Source organism: Hyalangium sp. (assembly GCF_045802625.1).
In the GTDB taxonomy this organism is placed as follows: domain Bacteria; phylum Myxococcota; class Myxococcia; order Myxococcales; family Myxococcaceae; genus Hyalangium.
Window position 1 is genome coordinate 24754 of record NZ_JBJMQP010000103.1, and the last position, 21524, is coordinate 46277.

Sequence of the window (21524 nt, forward strand, 5' to 3'; positions counted from 1 at the left end):
GGAGACGGAGGAAGTGCCCCGCGGGGCAGAGTTCAACGCGGAGCCTCCGTCCGGTAGTGCACGCTCGCGGAGGCCGGAGCGTGCACCCGATCAGGACTACTTCTTCCCGGAGTCAGCGGGAGCCGCCGTGCCGCCCGGGGCCGCGGTGCCGCCCGGAGCGGCCGTGCCACCCGGAGCCGCCGTGCCACCCGGAGCCGCCGTGCCACCCGGAGCCGCCGTGCCACCCGGAGCCGCGCCCGCGCCCTTCCGCTCGATGCGCGGGGGCGGGTTGATCAGGCTGAGGGAGCGGAGGAAGTCATCCGCCATGGGAGCGCCGATGCTGGGGTTGAAGAGGACCAGCATCGTGTAGAGGCGCGGGCCGACCAGGTAGTTGCGCGCCTTCACCTGACCGTTGTCGGAGGAGATGGTGAACGCCTTGCCGGGGTACGCGTCGTTGATGGTGATGTTCTCCTCGCTCACCACCTTGCCCTTGAGCTGGGTGACGAGCCCATCGCGGCCCTCATTGAGGAAGGCCTCGGGCGGGCGGGCGGCGACGACCTTGGCGGGGTAGTCGGCGATGCTGAGGGAGTAGATGACGCCCTCGACGTTGCCGTTCCACGCGCCGGTGGTGATGTCACCGGCCTTGGTGGTGACCTTGTTGCGAGCCACCTGCGGGGGGCCGCCCGGCATCTTCGCGGTGAAGCCCTCCTCGGGGCCACCGAAGGCGTTGAGCTGCGCGTTGGGGGAAGCGGTGGCGGTGGGAGCGGGGGCCGGGGTAGCGGCCTCGGCGGGGGCGTGCTGCTGACCGCCGCCCTGGTGCTCCTCGTTGGGCAGCTCCTCGACGGTCGAATTGCCTCCAGGCTGGGTGGGCTGAGTCTGCTGCGTGGTCGCGCAGCCAGCAGCCAGCGAGAGGACGGAGAAGGCGGTGAGAAGACGGGACTTCAGAGCCATGTGCTCTCCCTCTGAAACGGGTGGAACAGGGCCGCCGACCCTAGACGAGTCCGCGGCGCCTGACTACGGATGATTGAGGGTACTGCAAGTTCCCGAGCAGAGCGCCGAGCTCCGCGTCTCTTACGGACAATTGGTGACGGGCGTTGCGGGGTTGCCCGTGTTGCGAGCGTCGTGCTGGAACCTGGGCCAGGGCGCGTTGGGGTCCATCCCCGGGCTGTCGACGATGATCGCGTACAGCTTGTTGCCACCCGCGAAGTATAGACTTCCCATGGAAGAGCCCGCGACGGCGTTGCCGGAGGCATCGCGACGGCAGTCCAGCGTCGGCGACGTATCCTTCGCGAGATCCAGAACCAGGTCCGCACTCCAGACGGGAGCCAGCGAGCTGGCGATCCAGGCCGAGAGCTTGCCCACCGTGTTGAGGGTGTAGAGGCGATCGTTCTTTCCGATGACAGGAGAGCCCTTCAGGGTTCCAACATCCGCCACCTTGGTTGGAGTAGCACCAGTGGTTCCCAGCGCCAGGGACAACAGTTCGGCGCTCGAGACCGTCTCCGCTCCGAAGAAAGCCGTGTCCCCACTGCCAATCGCCAGGTTGAACACGCGCGAGGTATTCGCTTGCGGATAGACAAACGAGATGGCGGGAGGGCTCGCCATCAGCACCGAGAAGAGGCTTCCCTGGGAAGGATCATCCGTATTGGCGGCCCCGCCATAGACCCGGTCACTCAAGATGGCGAGGCCACGGGTCAAGGAGGTGGTGTTCAGAGGAAAGCCACTTCGAGGCGAGCTGGTGCCGGCTGAAATGTCATAGCTCGCGAGCTTGAAGGCGGGAGTCCCATAAAAGACATTCTGATCCTTCATCACGAAGGCCCCACCGGTGACGCTGGCTGGAAGCGCGCCCATACCGGAGCCTGAGATATCGACACACTTGTCACCGCTCAACAAGGCATCCGGCCGGATCCCGACGAGGTGAACCTGACTGCCGCTGAAAATACCCGTCCCGGTTTCCCCCGTTCCCACCGTCAGAGAAGTGGTGCCTACAGCCAGGGAGCCCGGAAGATCGGTGACATTGGAGACCGGGCACCTGGCTTTCTCCGTGCCATCACTCCCACGCAGCGCATAAAGCACGGTGCCAGCGCCAGTCTTGGCTGCGGCGTATACGTACTCCTCATTCGAGTTGAAGGCACCGACGGCCGGGCTGCCCAAAGCGTCACCCATTGTGGTGACCTCCCATTTCCTGGCACCGTCGGGCCCAATCGCCAGCATCCTCCCGGCGTTGGTGAAGAGGTTCGTGCCCAGGTAGACAAATCCGCGAGCCCCCACCGCGGGAGAGCCAGAGATGGGTCCCGCGGCATCAAAGGCCCACTTCCAACGCGTCACCTTCAATCCAGCACTCTTGGAGCCAGGGTTGCCTACGGCATCCACGCCCGCCACCTGGAAATCCGCGGTCCCATGGATGTCCCTCATGTCCAGCGTGGAGAGATCAACGGTGACGTTTCCACAGAACGCCGGGCTGCCGTCACACGTCCCTCCTGGCTGCACCGTCACGGGCGCCTGCGCCTGACCGGCGCTTCCTCCCGGCCCGATCCCCACCACCGTCAACTTCACGTTGTTCACGGGTTCGTCGGCCGAAATGCTCACGGTGACCGATTCATCCCTGCGGAAAGCCACGTCGTACCCGGTTACCGGATCCCGCTCGTCCGCGTGGGTGGCACTGCCTGAGGAGCGTGTCGGCGGGTTGGAGAAAGCAAGGGTGAACGTAGGTGGCACCGAGTCCACCTGCACATTCACCGCAGCGCTCTGGACGGCCGCGGGCGTTGGGTGAGACGCCGTCAGGGTGATCTGCGTCTGCGCGCTCGGGAGCGTCCACGGAACCGTGTACGTGTCTCCGGTTCGCGTCACAGGACCAAAAGAGCCAACGTCTCCCCCACTCGAGCGCGCCGCGCTGAAGATCAGCGTGTCCGGCAACTGCGTCGTGCTCGCATACGTGGGGTTCACCACCAGCTGCGCCGAGACCTGCACCGTGCCGCCTCCCAGCAGCGCGTTGCTGGCCGGAGACACGATGGTCAGCGCGGTGAACCGTGGCCTGCATCCGTTCGACGTGCACGCCTCGTAGGCCGCACACGCTGGAGTGCATGCTCCGCCGTCGAGCTCCGGCTCCGTGTCCGCCGCGTAGCAGAGCCCTGCGCTCACGTCACAGGTGCCTTGCTCGCCACAGTCCGAGTCCGAGGTACATGTCCGCCCGGCCAGCTTCGTGCATCCGGCCAGCGTGGTCAGCAGCAACCCCGCTCCCAGGAGTTTGCGCAGCATCAGATGCCTCCCAAACCTTTTGACGGCCCTAGGCACGTGGATAGCATGGGCCTCCTGCTCGCGGAAGGTTGCGGTACGCGCCTCTCGCCGCTGTTGCATGCTCGACTGCTAGCCGCTCGACGCGCCCGCCGGCGCCTCCTCCCGACGAGGGTTTCTCATGGTGAACCATCCCTCACGCTACGGCCTGCTGCTGGCGCTCTCCGTGGCCCTCCTGGCCCCCACGGCCCGCGCTCAGCAGGCGCCTCCGCGAGAGCGCCTGGCGCTCCACCCCTGCGTCATCACCGGCGGTGACAAGAGCAACGCCGTCGCGAAGAAGAGCGCGGGCGGCAAGAAGGGCGCCGCCACCAAGAAGCCCGACATCGCCGAGCTCGAGGCCGTCTGCGCCACCGCTGCCATCCGCGACACCATGAACCTGGTGCCGTCCACGGATGTGCGCGCCTTCCTCGACAAGGAAGCCCACGGCTCGTGCGCCAAGGCCCAGAACCGCAACATGTGCCTCGGCAAGCTCGCCGCCGCCACCAAGGCCTCCCGCACCCTCTACCTCACCCTCGATCCCTTCAACCCCAAGGTCACCCACATCACCGGCCTCGTGGTGGATGAGAGCGGCAACAAGATCGAAGAGAAGCCGCTCGATCTGCCCCGCCTCCCCAACCAGCCCGCGGGGGATGTCATCCGCATCGCGGTCTCCCAGATCCTCGACCGGCTCGACACGACGAAGCCCACTCCCCTGGAGCTCGTCCCCGTGCCCGGCGGCCAGCCCGATCTCCCGCTGCTCGCGACGCAGCCCAATCCCACGGCGACTCCGGCGCCCTCGCCCACCGTCACGGCGCCGCCCTCGGCTCCCGTGGCCTCCGTGAGGCAGGAGGCCCATCACCGCACGTGGAAGACCCCGGCCGGCATCACCGGCATGGCCCTGGGAGGTGTCGGGCTCATCGCCTCGGGCGTCCTCGTCACCAGCGCCAACTCGAAGGCCAAGGAGTTCAACGATGCCTTCAAGGATGGCCTGCCGCCCAGCGCCGAAACGGCTCGGCTGGCCAAGCTGCGGGACGACGCCAAATCCCAACAGAGCCTGGCCGCCATCAGCGCGGGCGCGGGCGCGGCGCTCGCCGTGGGGGGGCTCGTCCTCTGGCTCACGGACGGCTCCTCCTCTTCCGAGAGCGCTTCGTCCCATCCCAAGGTGGGGACCACCCGGATCCTCGCGGGCCCGGGCCAGGTGGGCGTGCTGGTGTGGCTCCCGTGAGGTGAGCCCCGCGCGGGGGCTGGCCTACTCGCCGAGGTACGCCTTGCGCACCTCGGGGCTCTCGAGCAGCGCCTTGCCCTTGCCCGCCATCACCACCTCGCCCGTCTCCAGCACGTAGCCGTAGTGGGCCATGCTCAGCGCCAGGTGCGCGTTCTGCTCCACCAGCAGGATGCTGGTCCCCGTGGCGTTCACCTCGCGCAGCGTGCGGAAGATCTTCTCCGTCACCTGTGGCGCCAGCCCCAGCGAGGGCTCGTCCAGCAGCAGCAGTTGGGGCCGGCTCAGCAGCGCGCGGGCAATCGCCAGCATCTGCTGCTCGCCGCCCGAGAGCGTCCCCGCCGGCTGCTTGCGCCGCTCCTTCAGCACCGGGAACAGCCCGAAGCTCTTCTCCTGGTCCGCGGCAATCCCGGCCGCGTCCCGCCGCAGGTACGCCCCCAGGTCCAGGTTCTCCTGCACCGTGAGGTTGGGGAAGATGCCTCGCCCCTCCGGCGCGTGCGCCATGCCGCGCGACACCAGCTGGTGCGCCTTCACCCCGGTGATGTCCTGGCCGTTGAACGTGACGCGGCCGCCGCTGGGCTTGAGCATGCCGCTCACCGCTCGCAGCGTGCTCGTCTTGCCCGCGCCGTTGGCGCCGATGAGCGCCACCACCTCGCCCTTGCCCACCGAGAGCGCCACGCCCCGCAGCGCCTGGATGGCCCCGTAGTGGACCTTCAGGTCCTCCACCGTCAGCAGCGGCGGACGCGGCTCGCGCTCTCCCAGCGTCTTCACCGCCTGACTCACGCCGCCCCTCCATGCGTCTCCAGGTAGTTGTCTCCCAGGTACGCCTCGATGACCTTCCGGTCGCTGCGCACCTGCTCGGGCGCGCCGCGCGCAATGGTTTCCCCGTGGTCCAGCACGGTGATCTGCTCGCAGATGCCCATCACCAGCTTCATGTCGTGCTCGATGACCAGGATGCCCAGCGAGAAGTCATCCCTCAGCTTGCGGATGAGCACCATCAGGTCCGCCTTCTCGCGGGTGTTCATGCCCGCGGCGGGCTCGTCCAGCAGCAGCACCTTGGGCCGAGTCCCCAGCGCGCGGGCGATCTCCAGCCGCCGCTGCTCGCCGTAGGGCAGGTTGCGCGCCTCCTCGTCGCGGCGGTGCGACAGGCCCATCACCTCCAGCAGGTGCTCGGCCTGCCGCGTCAGCTCGCGCTCCTCCGCCATGAAGCCCGGGGTGAGCAGGAACGCGCGCCACCAGTCGCGGTAGTTGCGCGCGGCGCCCTTCACCTTCGCGCCCAGGCCCACGCCCCCCACGTGCAGCGCACCCTGCGCCCGGCACGCCACCTTCACGTTGTCCAGCGCGGTGAGCGCCCGGAACAGGCGGATGTTCTGGAAGGTGCGCGCCAGCCCCAGGTGGTTGATCTGGTGCGGCAGCCAGCCATTCACCGTCTGGCCCACCACGCGCACCTCGCCCTGCGTGGGCTTGTACACGCCCGTGAGGACGTTGAACGCCGTGGTCTTCCCCGCGCCGTTGGGGCCGATGAGCCCCTGCAAGTCTCCCTTGCGGATGGAGAGCCGGAAGTCCGTCAGGGCCCGCAGGCCCCCGAACTGGATGCTCACCCCCTCCGTCTCGAGCAGCGGAGCGCTGGCCTGCCCCGCGGTGGCCTGGGTCTCGGAGCTCACGGGCCCCCCTTCTTCCGCCGGGGGATCCAGCGCGGCAGCACCTCCCAGAACTCCCTCGTCCCGAAGAGGCCCTGCGGCCGCAGCAGCATCAGCGCCACCAGCAGCAGGCCGTACACCGGCATGCGGATCTGATCCACCTTCTGCGCCAGGCTGCCCTGGGCGCCCATGGACGTGAAGGCCGAGCGCAGCGCCTCCGGCAGCAGCGTGAGGAACATGGCCGCCACGATGGCGCCGGTGGTGGAGCCCAGCCCGCCCAGCACCACCATCACGACGATCTCCATGGACCGGATGAAGGTGAAGGAGTTCGGGTTGATGATGGGCACGAAGTGGGCGAACAGCCCTCCGGCCACTCCGGCGAAGAAGGCCGAGACGACGAAGGCCCGCACCTTGTAGCCGGTGGTGTCCACACCCATGGCCTCGGCGGCCACCTCGTCCTCGCGGATGGCCCACAGGCTGCGGCCATGGCTGGAGCCGGCGATGCGCCGCGCCACCAGCACCACCACGAACACCCAGAAGCCCACCATGCCCAGGCCCGCCGTCTGCGGAATGCCCGACAGGCCCAGCGAGCGCCCGAACGCGTCCGTGTTCTGCACGATGACGCGGATGATCTCTCCAAAACCCAGCGTCACGATGGCCAGGTAGTCCCCGCGCAGCCGCAGGCTGGGCAGGCCCACCAGGAAGCCGCACAGCGCGGCCATCACGCCGCCCACCAGCAGGGCCACCAGCAGGAAGATCTGATCGCTCACCACCACGGGCAGGCCCGAGATGGCCACCTCCTTGAGCGACAGCCCCAGCACCCCGGCCACATAGGCCCCCACCGCCATGAAGCCCGCGTGGCCGATGGAGAACTGCCCCGTCATCCCATTCACGATGTTGAGGCTCACCGCGAGGACGATGTTCACGCCCATGATGGACAGCAGGTACGTGGCGAAGGGCGAGGCCGACAGCGCCCACGCGAACAGCGCCAGCACCGGCAGCGCCACCAGCACCGGCAGGATGCCTCGGAGCCCCGCAGGGATGCCCGGAGCCGGACTCGGAGGGGCGGAGGATTCCATGCGCGGCCTATACCTTCTCCGCCGCGACCCGGCCGAACAGGCCGCCCGGCTTCACGAGCAGCACGATGATGAGGATGCCGAAGGCCACCGCGTCACGCCACGTGCTCGCCGCGTAGCCCACCACGAACTCCTCCACCAGCCCCAGCAGCAGCGCGCCCACCACCGCGCCCGGCACGTGGCCGATGCCGCCAATCACCGCCGCCACGAAGGCCTTGAGCCCCACGTACAGCCCCATCAGTGGGCTCACCGAGGTGTCCTTGATGGCGTACAAGAGCCCCGCGCCCGCGGCCAGCGAGCTGCCAATCATGAACGTCCCCGCGATGATCCGGTCCGTGGGGATGCCCATCAGCGCCGCCACCCGGTGATCGAAGGACACCGCGCGCATCGCCATCCCGAAGCGCGTGCGGAACACCAGGTACTGCAGCCCCACCATCAGCCCCACCGCGATGAGCAGCGACATCACCTGCCAGTTCCACACCACCACGTCGCGGTCCCCGATGATGAGCCACTCGGTGGGGGTGATGACCTCCGGGAAGGCTCGCGGCGAGGCGCCCGGCAGGAAGCCGATGTCCAGCTGGAAGCCGTACGAGAGCGCGAACGAGATGCCGATGGCGGTGATGAGCGCCGTCAGCCGAGGCTTCTCGCGCAGCGGCCGGTAGGCGAAGCGCTCGATGAGGAAGCCCAGCAGGGCGCAGCCCGCCATGGCCACCAGGAAGATGAGCACCACGCCCAGGAACGACTTCTGGGCCTGCTTGCCGAGCGCGAAGGCGGTGGCGTAGCCCATGTACACGCCCACCATCATCACGTCGCCGTGGGCGAAGTTGATGAGCTTCAGGACGCCGTACACCATCGTGTAGCCGAGCGCGACGAGCGCGTAGATGGTGCCGGCGGCCAGGCCGTTGATCAGGTGCTGGAGGAGTTGCGCCATTTACGGGTTGATGGTGGTGACGTACTCCGTCTTGCCATCCCCCACCTTGAGGACGACGGCGGGCTTCACCGCGTTGCGGTTCTCATCCAGCGTGATGTTGCCGGCGATGCCCGGGAAGTCCTTGGTCTGGGCGATGACCTCGCGCAGGGCCTTGCCCGAGGTGTCCGGCGCCTTCTTCAGCGCGGCGATGGCCACGTTGGCCGCGTCGTACGCGAGCGCCGCCAGGGCGTCCGGCACCGCGCCATAGGCGGCCTTGTAGTCCGACACGAACTTCTGGATGCGCGGATCCGGGTTCTCCGGCGAGTAGTGGTTGGAGAAGTAGTTGCCCTGGATGGCGCTGCCGCCCAGCTCGAACAGCTTCTCCGAGTCCCACCCGTCCCCGCCCAGCATGGGCACCTTCAGCCCCAGCTCGCGCGCCTGGCGGGCGATGACGCCCACCTCGCTGTAGTAGCCCGGCACGTAGATGGCCTCCGGCGCGGCCTTCTTGATGGCGGTCAGCTGCGCCCGGTAGTCGGTGTCGCCCTGGCTGTAGCTCTCCACGCCGGTGATCTTCCCGCCCATCTCCGTGAACTTGTGGGTGAACACGTCCGTGAGGCCAATGGAGTAGGCGCTCTTGTTGTCCTGGAGCACCGCCGCCTTGGAGACCTTGAGGTTGTCCCGCGCGAACTTCGCCATCACGTAGCCCTGGAACGGATCGATGAAGCAGACGCGGAAGATGTAGTCGCCCTTGGCCGTGACGGACGGGTTGGTGGACGAGGGGGTGATCATCGGCACCCCGGCCGCCTGGGCCTTCTCCGCCATGGCCAGCGAGTTGGAGGAGGCCACGTCTCCCAGGATGAGCAGCACATGGTCCTGGGTGATGAGGCGGGTGACGGCCTGGGCGGCCTCCTCGGGCTTGCCCTGGTCGTCATACACGCGGACCGTCAGCTTCTTGCCCTTCACGCCCCCGGCCTTGTTGGCCTCGTTGAGCGCCATCTCGATGCCATTGCGCGTGGAGACGCCGAACGTGGCCTGCCCACCGGTGAGGCTGGTGGCCACGCCCAGCAGCAGGGTGTCGCTGCTGGCGGGCGGAGTGGGCATCGCCGCGGGGGGCGTCGCGGTGGCAGGGCCTCCCTGGCCCTGGGCGGTCTGCTGGCTCGTATCCGTGGGGGATGACGAGGGCGCGGGCTGAGTCTTCTTCTCGCAGCCGGTCCCCATCAAGGCGAACGTGGCCAGCAGCATCGGGACAAAACGTCTCATGCGGAGCCTCCCGTCAGTGTCAGAAGCTCCGGTCTTCTAGGAGAGCCCGCCATGTGGGTCAAGCGCGCAGCCGGGGCGCCCAGCCGCTTTTTACCGCCAGGACGCCCTCAGGAGTGCAGCCCGTCCACGGGCCCCTCGTGGAGCACCTCGCCCCGCTCCTCCACCTCCGCCGTCTCCCGGCGGACCGTGGTGCGCACGGCGCGCAGCTCCTCCTGGGCCACCTTGGACACCCGCACCTCCTGCCAGACGTGGGTGCTCTTGGTGAACCCCACCCGCTCCTCGCGCAGCGGGATGACGAAGGAGACCTCCTCGAAGGGGGCCACTGCCCCCGGCACCGGGGCGCCTTCCAGGGCTTGGGCGTGCGCCTCGTCCGTCACGGGGAGCCGCTCCACCACCAGCTCCTCGCGCCGCACGGGGATGCTGAAGTGCTTCATCTCCGTACGAACGACCTTGTGGATGCGCAGCTGCCCCACCTCGCGGATGACGGTGTGGGGGTGGGCCTCCTCGTGCGCCAGCTCCACGACGAGCTCCTGCGGCGCCCCGAACCTGCCCAGCGGCACCACCGCCTCGCGCTCCCGTGCCTTGAGCCACGGGCCGGGGATCATCTCGTCCCGGGTCCGCCTCAGGCGCACCTCGTCACCCAGCACCTCGGCGATGTCCTCATAGCGGGCGATGAAGTCCCGGGGCAGCAGCAGCCCCTTCTCGATGACGAAGGTGTCATCGCCCCGGCGGACCACCACTCCCAGCCGCTCGCCGTCCGCCGTGTGGACCACCATGCCTTCGCGTACATCCCAGCCCATGTGTCCCCCCCTTCTGGGCGTGCGCGCCTGAGGAGCCTCCTCAAGAGGTGTGGGCCGGGGCTTCCGGGAGCAACCAGAGCCGCTCGCGCCCGCTCGGTCCCCTGCGCGGCTCGGGCGCCTCTCTCCGGTGAGGCTCGGGCTCCCGCGCCTGCTCCTGCTCTAGCTCCTGAGAGCGCTGCTCGGGCTCTGCCGGAGCGGGCGGGCCTCGGCGCCTCCGTGCGAGCCCGCCTCCCACCAGCGCTCCCAGCAGGCCCGCGACCACCCCCACGGCCGCCGGGTTGCTTCGCTTCCGTCCGTGAGCCCCGCCCCGCAGCAGCACGGGCACGCCGAGCCCGGCCAATCCTCCCAGGAGCGCCTCATTCCAGCGATGGCGGGGGCGTCCCGCGTGCTTGCTCTTCATGGAAGCCTCTCCCTGCACCGCCTGCATTCGCGCCGAACGTTTGGGATGGGAGGCCGCTGGGGAAAGCCCAGGCTCGGGGCTCGCGCTCCCCGTCTCAACCAGTAGGCGACGGAGCGTGCGGAACCCTCGGGGAGCAAGGGCGCCACCGGGCCGCTGGAGGGCGATCCCCTTGGGGGTGGCACCCACCCAGGGAACCCCCAGCTTCCAGGGGGTCGGAAACAGCGCTACCGGGCCGGTGCGCGGGCATCGGCCGGCCGCCACAGACAACGGGGGAAGCCATGTATCAGCGCAGCGACATCAAAGAGGGCATGACGGTTCGCAGCATCGATGGCGAGAAGCTCGGCCGCATCTTCGCCATCCAGGACGGGGAGTTCCTGATCGAGAAGGGCCTCTTCTTCCCGAAGGACTATGTCTGCCGCTATTCGGAGATCAGCGACATCCGAGACGGAGAGATCATCCTCTTCCACGGCAAGGAGGGGCTGCACCGCTTCTCGTTGGGAGAGGACCGCGGCGCCCTGGCGGGGACGGGCGGGGGAGCGGGCGTGGGCCCCGGTGCGCTGGGAGTGCCCGCCGAGCGGAGCACGGGCCTGGGGCTGGGCGCGGACACCGCGGGGCTGACGGCGAGCGCCTCGGCGGCGGGCGTCGAGCGGCCCATGGTGGGCCAGTCCGAGGTGACGGTGCCCGTGCACAAGGAGGAGCTGGACGTCGTCAAGCGCGAGCGGCAGGCCGGAGAGGTCCGCGTGCGCAAGGACGTCGTCGAGGAGGAGAAGGAGCTCTCGGTCCCGGTGCGGCGCGAGCGCGTCCGGGTGGAGCGCCGGGACGTGCAGGACCGGCCGGCGATGCGCGCCTCCTTCCAGGAGGAGACGGTGGTGGTGCCGCTGCGCGCCGAGGAGGTGGAGGTGCAGAAGCGCGCGGTGGTGGACGAGGAGGTCGTCATCCGCAAGGACGCCATCGAGGAGGAGCAGCGCGTGGCGGAGACGGTGCGCCGCGAGACGGTGGACATCCGCAGTGACGGAGAGGTGGAGGACGCGCGCAAGCTGAACCTGACGCCGGAGGATCCCACCCTGCGCCGCTCCTGAGCGCCGCGAGGCACCGGGTGCCGGTGGAGGCACCGGCCCTGGCCTCGGGTGAGGCCCACGAAGCCTCAGCCCGAGCCCTTCACCGCGGCGCGGGTCTTGGTCTTGCCCGCCTGGGACTGCTCATCCGAGGTGCGATCCAGCCGGGCCAGCTCGCGCAGCCGGTCCGGGAAGTTCGCGGAGACCAGCCGGGACAGCTCCGCGTCCCTGGCGGCGGGCACCACCTCCACGAGCCGCTCCGCCATCTCCTGGGCGTTGCGGAAGCGCTCGACGGCGCTCTTGGAGAGCGCCACCGCCATCACGTCCCACAGCGGCTTGGGGATGCGCTCGGGCCGGCGCAGCTCCTCGTCGCAGATGGCGTACATGCTGGCCAGCTCGTCCCCCTTGTCGAAGGCGCGCTTGCCGGTGAGCGCCTCGTAGAGGATGAGGCCCATGGCGAACAGATCGCTGCGCGCGTCCAGCCGCTCGCCGCGGGCCTGCTCCGGAGACATGTAGAGGGGCTTGCCCTTGACGATGCCCGGCAGCGTCACCGTGCGCTGCATGCGCGCCTTGGCCACGCCGAAGTCCAGCACCTTCACCCGCCCGTCGAAGCCCACCATCAGGTTGTGCGGGGACATGTCCCGGTGCACCAGGTGGAGCGGCGCCCCGTCCTCGCCGCGCAGCGTGTGCGCCGCGTACAACCCGAGCAGCCCCTGCGCCACGACCGCCACCGCCAGGGCCGGCGGCAGCGGAGCCTTGAGGGTCTTCAGCAGCCGGTCCAGGTCCACGCCCCGCACCAGCTCCATGGCGATGTAGTACGCCCCCTGCGCCTCGCCGATGTCATAAACGGTGACGAGGTTGGGGTGGGACAGGCGCAGGCCGATGCGCGCCTCGTCCAGGAACTGCTGCACGATGGAGGGATCCGTGGACAGGTGCGGGAGGATGCGCTTGAGCGCCACCAGCCGCCCCAGCCCCTCGGGCCCGCGGGCGCGCGCCACCAGCACCTGCGCCATGCCGCCGGTGCCCAGCGGCGTCACCACCTCGTAGCGGCCAATCCGGCCGCGCATCACCGGGGTGGAGTCCTCCTCCACCGCCAGCTCGTCCAGCCGCTCCAGGGCGGTGCGCCCGTCCGTGAGCGCCAGGAAGCCCAGCACCGCCGAGTCGAGCTGCTCGCCAATGGCCTCCACCAGCTTCATCACCAGGGGCCCGCCATCCTCGAAGCGCCCCTCCACCGCGAGCCCGAGCGTGCCCAGATCCAGCCTGCCGAGCGTCAGCTGGGTGCAGAAGAGCATCCGCCCGCCGTTCACCCGGTGAGGGCCCTGCCACCGCGCCGCTTCGAAGACGTCCACGCCGATATCGCCCAGCACCCGCGTCAGCACCGGCCCTTGCGTGCCCTTCAGGCACACGAAGCCCGCCACCGCGTGCACCATCCGCGCACACTGCGTGAGGAACACATCCAGCCCGGTGTCGAGGTCCAGCCCTCGCTCGAAGCAATCCTCCAGGATGTCGTCCGCCATCCGCTGGACGGATGTCAGGCCCCGTAGAAACGCGACCTCGGCCTCGAGAGAAGAAAACTCCACGGGCCGCATTGAACACCGGGAGCCCCCATGGCGGGAAGACCCTCTGAGGCTCCTCGGCGGCCAGGTGAGCGGCAGGAAGCGCCGAGCAGCGAGGAGGTTCAGCGCCGCCGGCGTAGGTGGCGGCAGTTGGGGCAAGTAGGAAGGGACGCAGGAGGTAGCGCGTCCTTGCTCCAATCCATGAAGTGGGCACGGTTACTGGTGCTGCAGGGGGTGACCGCCGCCGGGGCTCAGCCCCAAGCCTTGCGTGGGCGGAGCCTCACGCTCGCGGGCAATCCTGACGAGCCGCTGCCCGAGGTGAGCCTGCCCCGATTTTGTGGGTCCACTTCACAAGGCAAGAGTGCAACTAGATGTTGCATGTGTTCGAAAGCGGGCTGGCTCAGTAATACACGCCGTCCAGCTTTTCTAAAACAGCCTTGATGGCCTCCGGAGTGGTGCCGCGCCGCTTCGCGAGATCTGTGGCCGAGAACGTCAATGCTACCGTCGCAGTCGGTTCCTCCGCGAAAAGCTCTATTTCAATGCGCCCGACCGCTTCAGGCCAAGGTAGGGCTCGCAGTTGGCGAGCCCTGCGCACCGGGTCGAAGATGGTGAAGCATGGCCAGGGAGGAAGACGCAGCGTACGAACGTCGCAGTGGAGGAACCGAGACTGATCCACGTGCGCGGAGCTGAAGTCACAATCCACAAGGGTCGCTTGGGTTGCATCCCGCCAATTCCCGAAGACGTTGCCGAGGAAGCGCCCCTTGAACTGGCAGCCTGCCAGGTGGACTGAGTCCCATCGGAAGTTCTTCAGGAGCCTGCTGACCTCAATGGTGCAGTCAATCATTCGTGTCTCGTTGACGTGCAGTCTTTTGGCGGGAACGCCCAGGACGAGAGTGCAACGCCGAAGGGTCAGGTTGTGCCCGAGAAAATAGAGCGAGTCTCGATCGCTCAACTCCAGCCGTTCGTTCTCGATGACTCGGTTTTCATAGATGACGTTGGTCAACCACATTCAGGGAGCCCTCAGAAGGTAATCATCCGGAAGAACTCTTCCGCCATCCTTCGGCCATGCAGTTGCATGTTCCAGTCCGTCCCAGTGAGGATCTCGTACTGAAGCCCCGTCACTGGGTCAACCGCATCTACACCTGTCCCGTTCCACCGGAGGTGCCTGAATTGGCCCCGCAGCATTTTTTCCATCCATTGCCCCCGGAACATGCGCTCCATCAAGTGTGCTCGTAGGTATTCGCCCGCATCGCGTGCATTCTTGAGGGCGCTGAGCTGATCCGGCGTTAGCTCGTCGCGACTCCAGGCCTGCCTGAGGCGCTGAGCCGCTGCCGCCAGAGCATCCCCGACAGGGTCTTTCGCTGGAATATCCCGGATGGACCTGTTGGCGGACACGTGCCAGCGCTGGCCGTTGAAGACGACCTGCCGGTTGCCTCCCTGGTGGCGGATGATGACGGTGACTCCCTCTCGCTCCGCCGCGGCGTCCTCCGCCGTCGCAGCCGCACGGCCCCCGGGCTGACGCACCATGAGGGTGAAGGTCTCGTTCTCGGCGGCGGCCATGGCCTCCACCTCTCCGGCCCCCGCGAGACTCAGGCCTTGCGCCTCGGCCCAGGCCGCCGCTGATGCGAAGCCCGGCAGCTTGGGCAACTGAGCGCTGAGCCTCGCCGTGCCCCCCGTCAGCACGGCCGTCACCACCATGACCAGCACGTGCGCCGTGTTCTCCCCCAGCGCATGGCTGAACTTCGCGCTGGCCTCCTGCACCTGCTCGAAGGAGGTGGCCCGGTCCACCTCGTGCACCAGCCGGCCCCAGTCGTCCATTAACCCCCAGAGCGTGCGCACCGGCAGCCACGCCAGCAGTGCCAGCGTCAACCCGGCCGCCACCAACTTGGAGATGGGCTCGGGTAGCAGCCAGAGCGTGAGGTACACGCAGCACGACCACACCAGCATTTGCACCAGCGCCTGCGGGGACACCATGCCTTTGAGCGCCACGCGCGTCTCCCGGAGCACGTCCTTCAACGCCAGCGCCAGGGCCAGGGTGCGCACGTCCTCCCGGGTGAGGGTGGGGCCATCCGCCAGCAGTCCCAGGCAGTCTCCGCCGCCGTACTCCTGCTGGCACAGGCCCAGGTACTTGCGCCTCAGCTCCGCCGCCGAGCCTGCCTCCAGGGGACTGTCATCCTCCAGCGGCATCAGCCGCACCACGCGCCCGTGCTCCAGTTCCGCCAGCAGGTCCGCTTGGCGCGAGCCCTCCAGCAACCAGTGCGCCGTCTCCGCGGGCTGCGCGGACGGGCGGAACTCCCGCGACAACACCCTCATGGCGCGCTGGAAGTCCTCCGTGTTCACCTCCACCGGCTCGGAGCGCCCACTGTCCGCGGTGAGCACGTGCAGCTCGTAGCGCGCCGCCGCCAGCTCTGCCTCGGCCGGGTCGGTCTCCGGGTACAGCGCGCGGGGAGTGCCCGCGCAGGCCGTCAGGTACATCAACACCACCGCGCCCACCTGCCGCAGCCGCATGGCACACCCCCGCATGAGCAGGGGCTCAGGCTACGAAAGCGCCCGGGCGGGAACGATGACGCAGCGGGTCCTCTGGGCCCTCACCCACGTGGGCGGTGCCTGCCGTTCCACTGCTCTCCCGTGAGCCTACCGGCGGCTCCGCTTCAAACCAGGAGCGTCGCTCGGAATACCAGGTGGTACCGACCCGTCAGGAGCGGACCGACCGCTTCTAAACGTTTAGAAGCGGGGCACGGGACGTGCGCAGCCGCGTCAGGGCTTCAGGAGCCGGAGGACTTCGCCGTCTCGCCGGCGTAGATGGCGTCGGCGATGCGGTAGGCGCTGCCCTCCAGCCGCTGGAACGCCTCCTTCAGCGTCGCCACGTCGCCGGAGTTCAGGATGCCCTGCAGCCGCTCCAGGTCCGCCTTGATCTCCTCGCGGTCCTTCTCCTGCAGCAGGTTGCCGTACTCCTCGAGGCTCTTGCCCGTGGTGTAGATGAGCCCCTCGGCGTTGTTGCGCAGCTCGGCCAGCTCCTTCTTCTTCTTGTCGTCCACCGCGTGCGCCTGGGCGTCGGTAATCATCGCCTGGATCTCCGCCTCGGAGAGGCCGGAGTTGCTCACCACGCGCACCTGCTGCACCTTGCCGGTGCCCAAGTCCTTGGCGCCCACGTGGACGATGCCATTGGCGTCGATGTCGAAGGAGACTTCAATCTGCGGCACGCCTCGGGGAGCCGGGGGAATGCCCACCAGCTCGAAGCGGGCCAGCGTCTTGTTGTCGGACGCCATCTCGCGCTCGCCCTGGAGCACGTGCACGCTCACCAGCGGCTGGTTGTCCACCGCGGTGGAGAACACCTGCGCCTTCTTGCAGGGGATGGTGGTGTTCTTGTCGATGATCTTCGTGAAGACGCCGCCGGCCGTCTCCACGCCCAGGCTCAGCGGGGTGACGTCCAGCAGGAGGACGTCCTTGACCTCGCCCTTGAGCACGCCGCCCTGGATGGCGGCGCCCACGGCGACCACCTCGTCCGGGTTGATGCCCTTGTGCGGCTCCTTGCCGAAGAACTCCTTCACCTTCTGCTGCACCTTCGGCATGCGCGTCATGCCACCGACGAGCAGCACCTGGTTGATCTGCTGCGCGGTGACGCCCGCGTCCTTGAGGGCGATCTTGCACGGCTCGATCGAGCGATCGATCAAGTCCGCCACCAGCTCCTCGAAGACGCCGCGCTCCACCGTCTCGGTGAGGTGCTTGGGGCCGGTGGCGTCCGCGGTGATGAACGGGAGGTTGACCTCCGTCTCGTTGGCGCTGGACAGCTCGTGCTTGGCGCGCTCGGCGGCCTCCTTGAGCCGCTGCAGCGCCATGCGGTCCTTGCGCAAGTCGATGCCGTTGTTCTGCTCGGCGAACTTCTTGGCCAGGTAGTCCACCAGCCGCTGGTCGAAGTCCTCGCCGCCCAGGAACGTGTCGCCGTTGGTGCTCTTCACCTCGAACACGCCGGCGTTCAGCTCCAGGATGGAGATATCGAACGTGCCGCCGCCCAAGTCGTACACGGCGATGCGCTCGGTCTTGACGTCCTTGACCTTGTCCAGGCCGTAGGCGAGCGCGGCGGCCGTGGGCTCGTTGATGATGCGCAGGACGTTGAGGCCGGCGATGCGGCCGGCGTCCTTGGTGGCCTGGCGCTGGCCGTCGTTGAAGTAGGCCGGGACGGTGATGACGGCCTCGGTGACGGGCTCGCCGAGGTAGTCCTCCGCCGTCTGCTTCATCTTCATCAGCACGATGGCGCTGATCTCCGGGGGGCTGTAGCCCTTGCCGCGGATCTCCACCCAGGCGTCGCCGTTGGGGCTGTTGACCACCTTGAAGGAGCTCACGCCGATGGCCTTCTTGGCCTCGGGCGATTCGAACTTGCGGCCGATCAGCCGCTTCACCGCGTAGACGGTGTTCTCCGGGTTGGTGATGGCCTGGCGCTTGGCGATCTGCCCCACCAGCCGCTCACCCGAATCCGTGAAGCCCACCATGGACGGCGTCGTCCGGCTGCCTTCGCTGTTGGGGATGACTACCGGCTCGCCGCCTTCCATCACGGCGACACAGGAGTTCGTCGTCCCCAGGTCGATTCCAATCACCTTGCCCATGGCGTCTTACTGGCTCCCAGCGGGTTTCTCAGTCTCAGAGGATACGGCGGGCGAAGCACCCGCCTCCGGCGCGGCACTGGCACCAGACGGTTCAGCAGAAGGCTGCGACGGAGCGCGCGCGACAGCCACCAGGGCCGGCCGCGCCAGGCGCTCGTTGAGGTAGTAGCCGCGCAGCACCTCGAAGGCGACATGGCCGGCGGGGACCTCGGCGGTCTCCACCTGCTGCATGGCCTCGTGCAGGCGCGGATCAAACACCTGGCCCTTGGCGCTGAAGGACTTCACGCCGTGGCGGCTCAGGGTGTCCTCGAAGGACTTGCGCGTCATGGCCACGCCCTTCTGGAAGCTGACGAAGTCGGGGGACTTCGTGGCGGCGTCCATGGCGCGATCCAGGTTGTCCATCACCGGCAGGAGATCCTTGAGCAGCTTCTCGGAGCCGAACTTCTGGACCTCCTCCTTCTCCTTCTGGGCGCGCTTCTTGTAGTTCTCCAGATCGGCCGCGGCGCGCAGGGAGCGCTCGTGGTCGTCCTTGAGGCGCTCCATCAGCTTGCGGCTCTCGCCCTGGCTGAACTCGAGCTGCGCGCGCAGGCTCTCCACTTCCTTGCGCGCGGCCTCGAGCGCCGCGGACAGCTCGGCCACCTGGGCGGAGGAGGCCGGCTCGGAAGCACCGGCCGGCTCGGAAGCACCGGCCAGCTCCGCCTCCGCGGCCGGAACCTCATTCATCTCGGTGGGGGGCTCGGCGGACTCCACCTCGAGCGTCAGCCCCTCCTCGGAGTCGGAGGACGTGTTGCGGCGCTCGACGCTCTTGAGCGCCGCGTCGATCACTTCCTGCGCGATGTCCGCGCTGAAGTTCCCCTTCTTGTCGGTGCCAGCCACGCTCGCACTATGTCATGGGTCCAGAGCCGTTCCAACCCCGCGAACTGCTTGGAAGAACCTCAGCCGAGCGTCCTGCCCATGGGCTGACACTGCAGATCTGCGCCCAGGGCAGAACGGATCTCACGCGGAGGGCTTCTTGCGGCCGATCGACTTGGGAGCCTTCTTGGCGGCCGACTTGGGGCCCGCGGCCTTCTTCGCGCCTGCCTTCTTGCCGATCGTCTTGCCGGCCTTGCGAGCGGACTTGGGCGCGGGGGCGGGCGCCTCGGAGGCCGGGGCAGCGGCGGGCGGGGCCTTGGCGCTGGCCTCCTCCTGGTTCTTGTCGAGCGCGTTGCCGACGGCGTCCTCGATGTTGCGGACCACCGTCTCGATCTTCTCGGCGGCATCCTTGGTCATGGCGGAGGCCTTGCCGCGCAGCTCCTTGAGGCTCTCCTTGACCTTGGTCTGGCGAGCGGGATCCCTCACCTCATCCAGGAGACGCTGGGCCTCGACCTTGATCTCCTCGCCGGTGCGCTTGATCTCGTCGCCCGTGCGCTTGATGAACTGCATGAGCTGCTTCTCCCACTTCTGCTCGGCCATGTGTCAACGCCTCCTCTCGAGGGTGCTGGGAATCCCTGAGCGCTCGCGAGCCGGGGCAGGGAAGCGGCCGGCTCGGTGAGCACCGGGCGCATCTCACTTCACGCTCGCCGGGAGCGCAAAGCTTTCCTGCTACAGTGCGCCCGGTTTGGGTCCCCCGGAGCCATGGGCCCCCTTTGGAGAGCACGGACATGTCTTTCGCCCAGGTGACGAGGGTGCTCGTCTTGACCGCGCTGTGTGCTTGCAGCGGCCGGGAGGATTCCAGCGGGCCGCTTCTGCCGAACACCGAGCTGGCATCCACCACGGTGGGGCTGGCCTATGAGGCCCACCTCACGGCGAGCGGCGGAGTGCCGCCCCTGCACTACACGGTGGCAGAGGTGCCGCCCGGCTTCTCGTTCTACTCGGGCACGGCGCTGCTCACCGGGCCGGCGACGGCCGCGGGCGACTACTCGATCAGCGTGGGGGTGACGGATGCCGCGGGGAGGAAGGACTCGCGCACGTACGCGCTGCACGTGTACGCGGCCCCGGCCATCACCACCACCGCCCTGGCCGTGGCCACCTCGGGAGAGGCGTACGAGTTTCTGATCAGCGCCACCGGCGGCCAGCCTCCGCTGCGCTGGTCTCTGGCGGATGGCACGCTGCCCCCGGGGCTGAACCTCACGCCGGAGGGAGATCTCTCGGGCACTCCTCGCGGGTTGGGCACCTACCCGCTCACCGTGCGCGTGCAGGACGCCAACGGGGCGACGGCGATGCGGACGCTGAGCCTCCAGCTGCGCAACTCCACCACGGATGGCGGCCCGTCGGACGGTGGCACGTCGGATGGCGGGACGCCGGACGCGGGCGTTCCCTTCCCGCTGGAGGTGAGCAACTGGAACCTCGAGTGGTTCGGGAGCACCAGCAACGGCCCCACCGACGAGCAGCTCCAGCTCGACAACGTGCGCACGGTGCTCAGCAGCATCGGCGCGGACTTCGTCGCGCTGGAGGAGGTCGTCGACGTCAACCAGTTCAACACGCTCAAGGCGGGGCTGCCCGGCTACGACGGCTTCGTGGCGAATGACGCGCGGGTGGCGGGCGGCTCCTCCTACTACACGTCCGGAGAGCAGAAGTTGGCCGTGCTCTACAAGTCGAGCGTGGTGAACGTGCTGAACGCCCAGGTGATCCTGGGGGAAGACGACTACGACTTCGCCAGCAGGCCGCCGCTGCGGCTGGACCTGCGCATCACGAACAATGGGACGAACCTGGACCTGGTGGCCATCGTGCTGCACATGAAGGCCGAGACGAGCTCGGGGACGGCCGACTACGACCGGCGCAAGGCGGCGGGCACGGAGCTCAAGCAGTACCTGGACGCGAACCTGCCGTCCTCGCGCTTCATCGTGCTGGGAGACTGGAACGACGACATGGACGTGTCGATCGTCAAGGACACCACGACCAACACCTACCTGCCCTCGCCCTACCAGAACTTCATCGACGACAGCACGAACTACACGTTCCTCACCCGGCCGCTGTCGCTGGCGAACCAGGGCAGCACCACGAGCTTCAAGAACGTGATCGATCACCAGCTGGTGAGCAACGAGCTGGCCACCAGCTACGTGGCCAACTCCGCCACGATCCTGCACCCCAACATCACCAACTACGCCACGACGACCTCGGATCACTACCCCGTGGTGAGCCGCTTCGACTTCGGCCAGGTGGTGCAGCCGCCGGCCCCGCCCTCACCGGTGTTCATCAACGAGTTTTTGCCCTACCCCAACAACAACCCGAACACGGGCCAGCCGGACTACGATCAGCAGTTCGTGGAGCTCGTCAACACGGGGAGCAGCACCGCGGACCTGAGCGGCTGGAAGCTCCACGACGCCGAGTCCTATTCCGGAGCCAAGCCCGCGCGGCACATCTTCCCCGCGGGGACGACGCTCGCGCCCGGCAAGGCGTATGTCGTGTACTCGGGCGCGACGGCGGTGCCCTCGGGGGCCACCAACGTGGACTACGCCAACGGGAATGACGGGCTGCGCTTCAACCGGGGCGTCAACGTGGGGAGCAGCGGCGACACGCTGTACCTGGTGAGGCCCGACGACACCGTGGCGGACAGCTACTACTACAAGGACACGTACCAGGGCGTCTCGTACAACCGGAGCCCGGACGCGAACAACACGGGGGCGTGGGTCCGCCACGATTCGCTGCCCTCGGGACTCAGCGCCTCTCCGGGCAAGCACGCGGACGGCACGAGCTTCTGAGAGACTCGCACGCTGTGCCGGCCACTGCCTGTCCCCAGCGAGGACAGGCAGCGAGCGCGTACGTGCAGAAGCCGCCGT

At 68.3% G+C, this 21524-nt stretch carries 19 protein-coding genes; 4 read left to right on the top strand and 15 right to left on the bottom strand.

Translation table 11 applies throughout. The features are described from left to right. Positions 1-96: 96 nt before the first annotated feature. Both ACJ8AT_RS18680 and ACJ8AT_RS18685 read right to left on the bottom strand, forming a co-directional pair. Positions 97-930 carry a hypothetical protein gene (locus ACJ8AT_RS18680; RefSeq protein ID WP_407739115.1) on the bottom strand — a complete coding sequence of 278 codons (834 nt, stop codon included), beginning with the start codon at positions 928-930 and terminating at the stop codon, positions 97-99. 120 nt (positions 931-1050) lie between these two features. Then, a complete protein-coding gene (locus ACJ8AT_RS18685) occupies positions 1051-2715 on the bottom strand; it encodes a hypothetical protein (protein WP_407739116.1) in 1665 nt (554 codons plus the stop codon). Between the two features lie 166 nt (positions 2716-2881). On the opposite strand from ACJ8AT_RS18685, the gene ACJ8AT_RS18690 reads away from it, so the two are divergent. Both ACJ8AT_RS18690 and ACJ8AT_RS18695 read left to right on the top strand, forming a co-directional pair. Beyond that, on the top strand, positions 2882-3040 hold the full coding sequence (locus tag ACJ8AT_RS18690; protein WP_407739117.1) for a hypothetical protein: 159 nt from the start codon (positions 2882-2884) through the stop codon (positions 3038-3040). Between the two features lie 351 nt (positions 3041-3391). Beyond that, complete coding sequence (locus ACJ8AT_RS18695; protein ID WP_407739118.1) at positions 3392-4474, top strand: hypothetical protein; 1083 nt, start codon at positions 3392-3394, stop codon at positions 4472-4474. A gap of 24 nt (positions 4475-4498) precedes the next feature. On the opposite strand, the gene ACJ8AT_RS18700 is transcribed toward ACJ8AT_RS18695, so the two are convergent. The 7 genes from ACJ8AT_RS18700 to ACJ8AT_RS18730 form a co-directional block, all read right to left on the bottom strand. Then, positions 4499-5251: an ABC transporter ATP-binding protein gene (locus ACJ8AT_RS18700; protein WP_407739119.1), complete on the bottom strand. Its 753-nt coding sequence runs from the start codon at positions 5249-5251 to the stop codon at positions 4499-4501. Next, positions 5248-6132, bottom strand: a complete 885-nt coding sequence (locus ACJ8AT_RS18705) for an ABC transporter ATP-binding protein (protein ID WP_407739120.1) — start codon at positions 6130-6132, stop codon at positions 5248-5250. Before ACJ8AT_RS18705 ends, ACJ8AT_RS18700 begins: the two co-directional genes overlap by 4 nt. Continuing rightward, complete coding sequence (locus ACJ8AT_RS18710; RefSeq protein WP_407739121.1) at positions 6129-7187, bottom strand: branched-chain amino acid ABC transporter permease; 1059 nt, start codon at positions 7185-7187, stop codon at positions 6129-6131. The genes ACJ8AT_RS18705 and ACJ8AT_RS18710 overlap by 4 nt, the downstream gene beginning before the upstream one ends. 7 nt (positions 7188-7194) lie before the next feature. Continuing rightward, positions 7195-8115, bottom strand: a complete 921-nt coding sequence (locus ACJ8AT_RS18715; RefSeq protein ID WP_407739122.1) for a branched-chain amino acid ABC transporter permease — start codon at positions 8113-8115, stop codon at positions 7195-7197. Further along, on the bottom strand, positions 8116-9354 hold the full coding sequence (locus ACJ8AT_RS18720; protein ID WP_407739123.1) for an ABC transporter substrate-binding protein: 1239 nt from the start codon (positions 9352-9354) through the stop codon (positions 8116-8118). A 107-nt stretch (positions 9355-9461) separates the two neighbouring features. Then, positions 9462-10154: a YsnF/AvaK domain-containing protein gene (locus ACJ8AT_RS18725; protein WP_407739124.1), complete on the bottom strand. Its 693-nt coding sequence runs from the start codon at positions 10152-10154 to the stop codon at positions 9462-9464. Between the two features lie 40 nt (positions 10155-10194). After that, positions 10195-10554, bottom strand: coding sequence for a hypothetical protein (locus ACJ8AT_RS18730; protein ID WP_407739125.1), 360 nt, complete (start codon positions 10552-10554; stop codon positions 10195-10197). A gap of 278 nt (positions 10555-10832) precedes the next feature. Between ACJ8AT_RS18730 and ACJ8AT_RS18735 the strand changes: the two genes are divergently transcribed. Continuing rightward, the gene (locus ACJ8AT_RS18735; RefSeq protein ID WP_407739126.1) at positions 10833-11633 is read left to right on the top strand and encodes a YsnF/AvaK domain-containing protein; all 801 of its coding nucleotides are present in this window, start codon (positions 10833-10835) and stop codon (positions 11631-11633) included. Positions 11634-11698: 65 nt separating this feature from the next. Here the strand turns inward: ACJ8AT_RS18735 and ACJ8AT_RS18740 are convergent, their stop codons facing one another. The 6 genes from ACJ8AT_RS18740 to ACJ8AT_RS18765 all read right to left on the bottom strand — a co-directional run bounded on the left by ACJ8AT_RS18740 (position 11699) and on the right by ACJ8AT_RS18765 (position 19218). Next, positions 11699-13198 carry a serine/threonine-protein kinase gene (locus tag ACJ8AT_RS18740; RefSeq protein WP_407739127.1) on the bottom strand — a complete coding sequence of 500 codons (1500 nt, stop codon included), beginning with the start codon at positions 13196-13198 and terminating at the stop codon, positions 11699-11701. Positions 13199-13565: 367 nt separating this feature from the next. Further along, entirely contained in the window at positions 13566-14174 is a 609-nt protein-coding gene (locus ACJ8AT_RS18745; RefSeq protein ID WP_407739128.1) for a hypothetical protein, read from the bottom strand. A gap of 11 nt (positions 14175-14185) precedes the next feature. Then, on the bottom strand, positions 14186-15688 hold the full coding sequence (locus ACJ8AT_RS18750) for a hypothetical protein (protein WP_407739129.1): 1503 nt from the start codon (positions 15686-15688) through the stop codon (positions 14186-14188). 242 nt (positions 15689-15930) lie between these two features. After that, positions 15931-17769 (bottom strand): molecular chaperone DnaK, encoded by a 1839-nt coding sequence (gene dnaK, locus ACJ8AT_RS18755; RefSeq protein ID WP_407739130.1) that lies wholly within the window; start codon positions 17767-17769, stop codon positions 15931-15933. A 6-nt stretch (positions 17770-17775) separates the two neighbouring features. Beyond that, positions 17776-18642 carry a nucleotide exchange factor GrpE gene (grpE, locus tag ACJ8AT_RS18760; protein WP_407739131.1) on the bottom strand — a complete coding sequence of 289 codons (867 nt, stop codon included), beginning with the start codon at positions 18640-18642 and terminating at the stop codon, positions 17776-17778. A 120-nt stretch (positions 18643-18762) separates the two neighbouring features. Further along, complete coding sequence (locus tag ACJ8AT_RS18765) at positions 18763-19218, bottom strand: ATPase (protein WP_407739132.1); 456 nt, start codon at positions 19216-19218, stop codon at positions 18763-18765. 188 nt (positions 19219-19406) lie between these two features. On the opposite strand from ACJ8AT_RS18765, the gene ACJ8AT_RS18770 reads away from it, so the two are divergent. Further along, positions 19407-21446 carry a lamin tail domain-containing protein gene (locus ACJ8AT_RS18770; protein ID WP_407739133.1) on the top strand — a complete coding sequence of 680 codons (2040 nt, stop codon included), beginning with the start codon at positions 19407-19409 and terminating at the stop codon, positions 21444-21446. Positions 21447-21524: the final 78 nt, after the last annotated feature.

Bases quoted from the DNA above. Each gene is read 5' to 3' on its own strand.
- ACJ8AT_RS18680 (WP_407739115.1), bottom strand. From the start codon at position 930: ATGGCTCTGAAGTCCCGTCTTCTCACCGCCTTCTCCGTCCTCTCGCTG.
- ACJ8AT_RS18695 (WP_407739118.1), top strand. From the start codon at position 3,392: ATGGTGAACCATCCCTCACGCTACGGCCTGCTGCTGGCGCTCTCCGTG.
- ACJ8AT_RS18710 (WP_407739121.1), bottom strand. From the start codon at position 7,187: ATGGAATCCTCCGCCCCTCCGAGTCCGGCTCCGGGCATCCCTGCGGGG.
- ACJ8AT_RS18715 (WP_407739122.1), bottom strand. From the start codon at position 8,115: ATGGCGCAACTCCTCCAGCACCTGATCAACGGCCTGGCCGCCGGCACC.
- ACJ8AT_RS18720 (WP_407739123.1), bottom strand. From the start codon at position 9,354: ATGAGACGTTTTGTCCCGATGCTGCTGGCCACGTTCGCCTTGATGGGG.
- ACJ8AT_RS18725 (WP_407739124.1), bottom strand. From the start codon at position 10,154: ATGGGCTGGGATGTACGCGAAGGCATGGTGGTCCACACGGCGGACGGC.
- ACJ8AT_RS18730 (WP_407739125.1), bottom strand. From the start codon at position 10,554: ATGAAGAGCAAGCACGCGGGACGCCCCCGCCATCGCTGGAATGAGGCG.
- ACJ8AT_RS18735 (WP_407739126.1), top strand. From the start codon at position 10,833: ATGTATCAGCGCAGCGACATCAAAGAGGGCATGACGGTTCGCAGCATC.
- ACJ8AT_RS18740 (WP_407739127.1), bottom strand. From the start codon at position 13,198: ATGCGGCCCGTGGAGTTTTCTTCTCTCGAGGCCGAGGTCGCGTTTCTA.
- ACJ8AT_RS18745 (WP_407739128.1), bottom strand. From the start codon at position 14,174: ATGTGGTTGACCAACGTCATCTATGAAAACCGAGTCATCGAGAACGAA.
- ACJ8AT_RS18750 (WP_407739129.1), bottom strand. From the start codon at position 15,688: ATGCGGGGGTGTGCCATGCGGCTGCGGCAGGTGGGCGCGGTGGTGTTG.
- dnaK (WP_407739130.1), bottom strand. From the start codon at position 17,769: ATGGGCAAGGTGATTGGAATCGACCTGGGGACGACGAACTCCTGTGTC.
- ACJ8AT_RS18765 (WP_407739132.1), bottom strand. From the start codon at position 19,218: ATGGCCGAGCAGAAGTGGGAGAAGCAGCTCATGCAGTTCATCAAGCGC.
- ACJ8AT_RS18770 (WP_407739133.1), top strand. From the start codon at position 19,407: ATGTCTTTCGCCCAGGTGACGAGGGTGCTCGTCTTGACCGCGCTGTGT.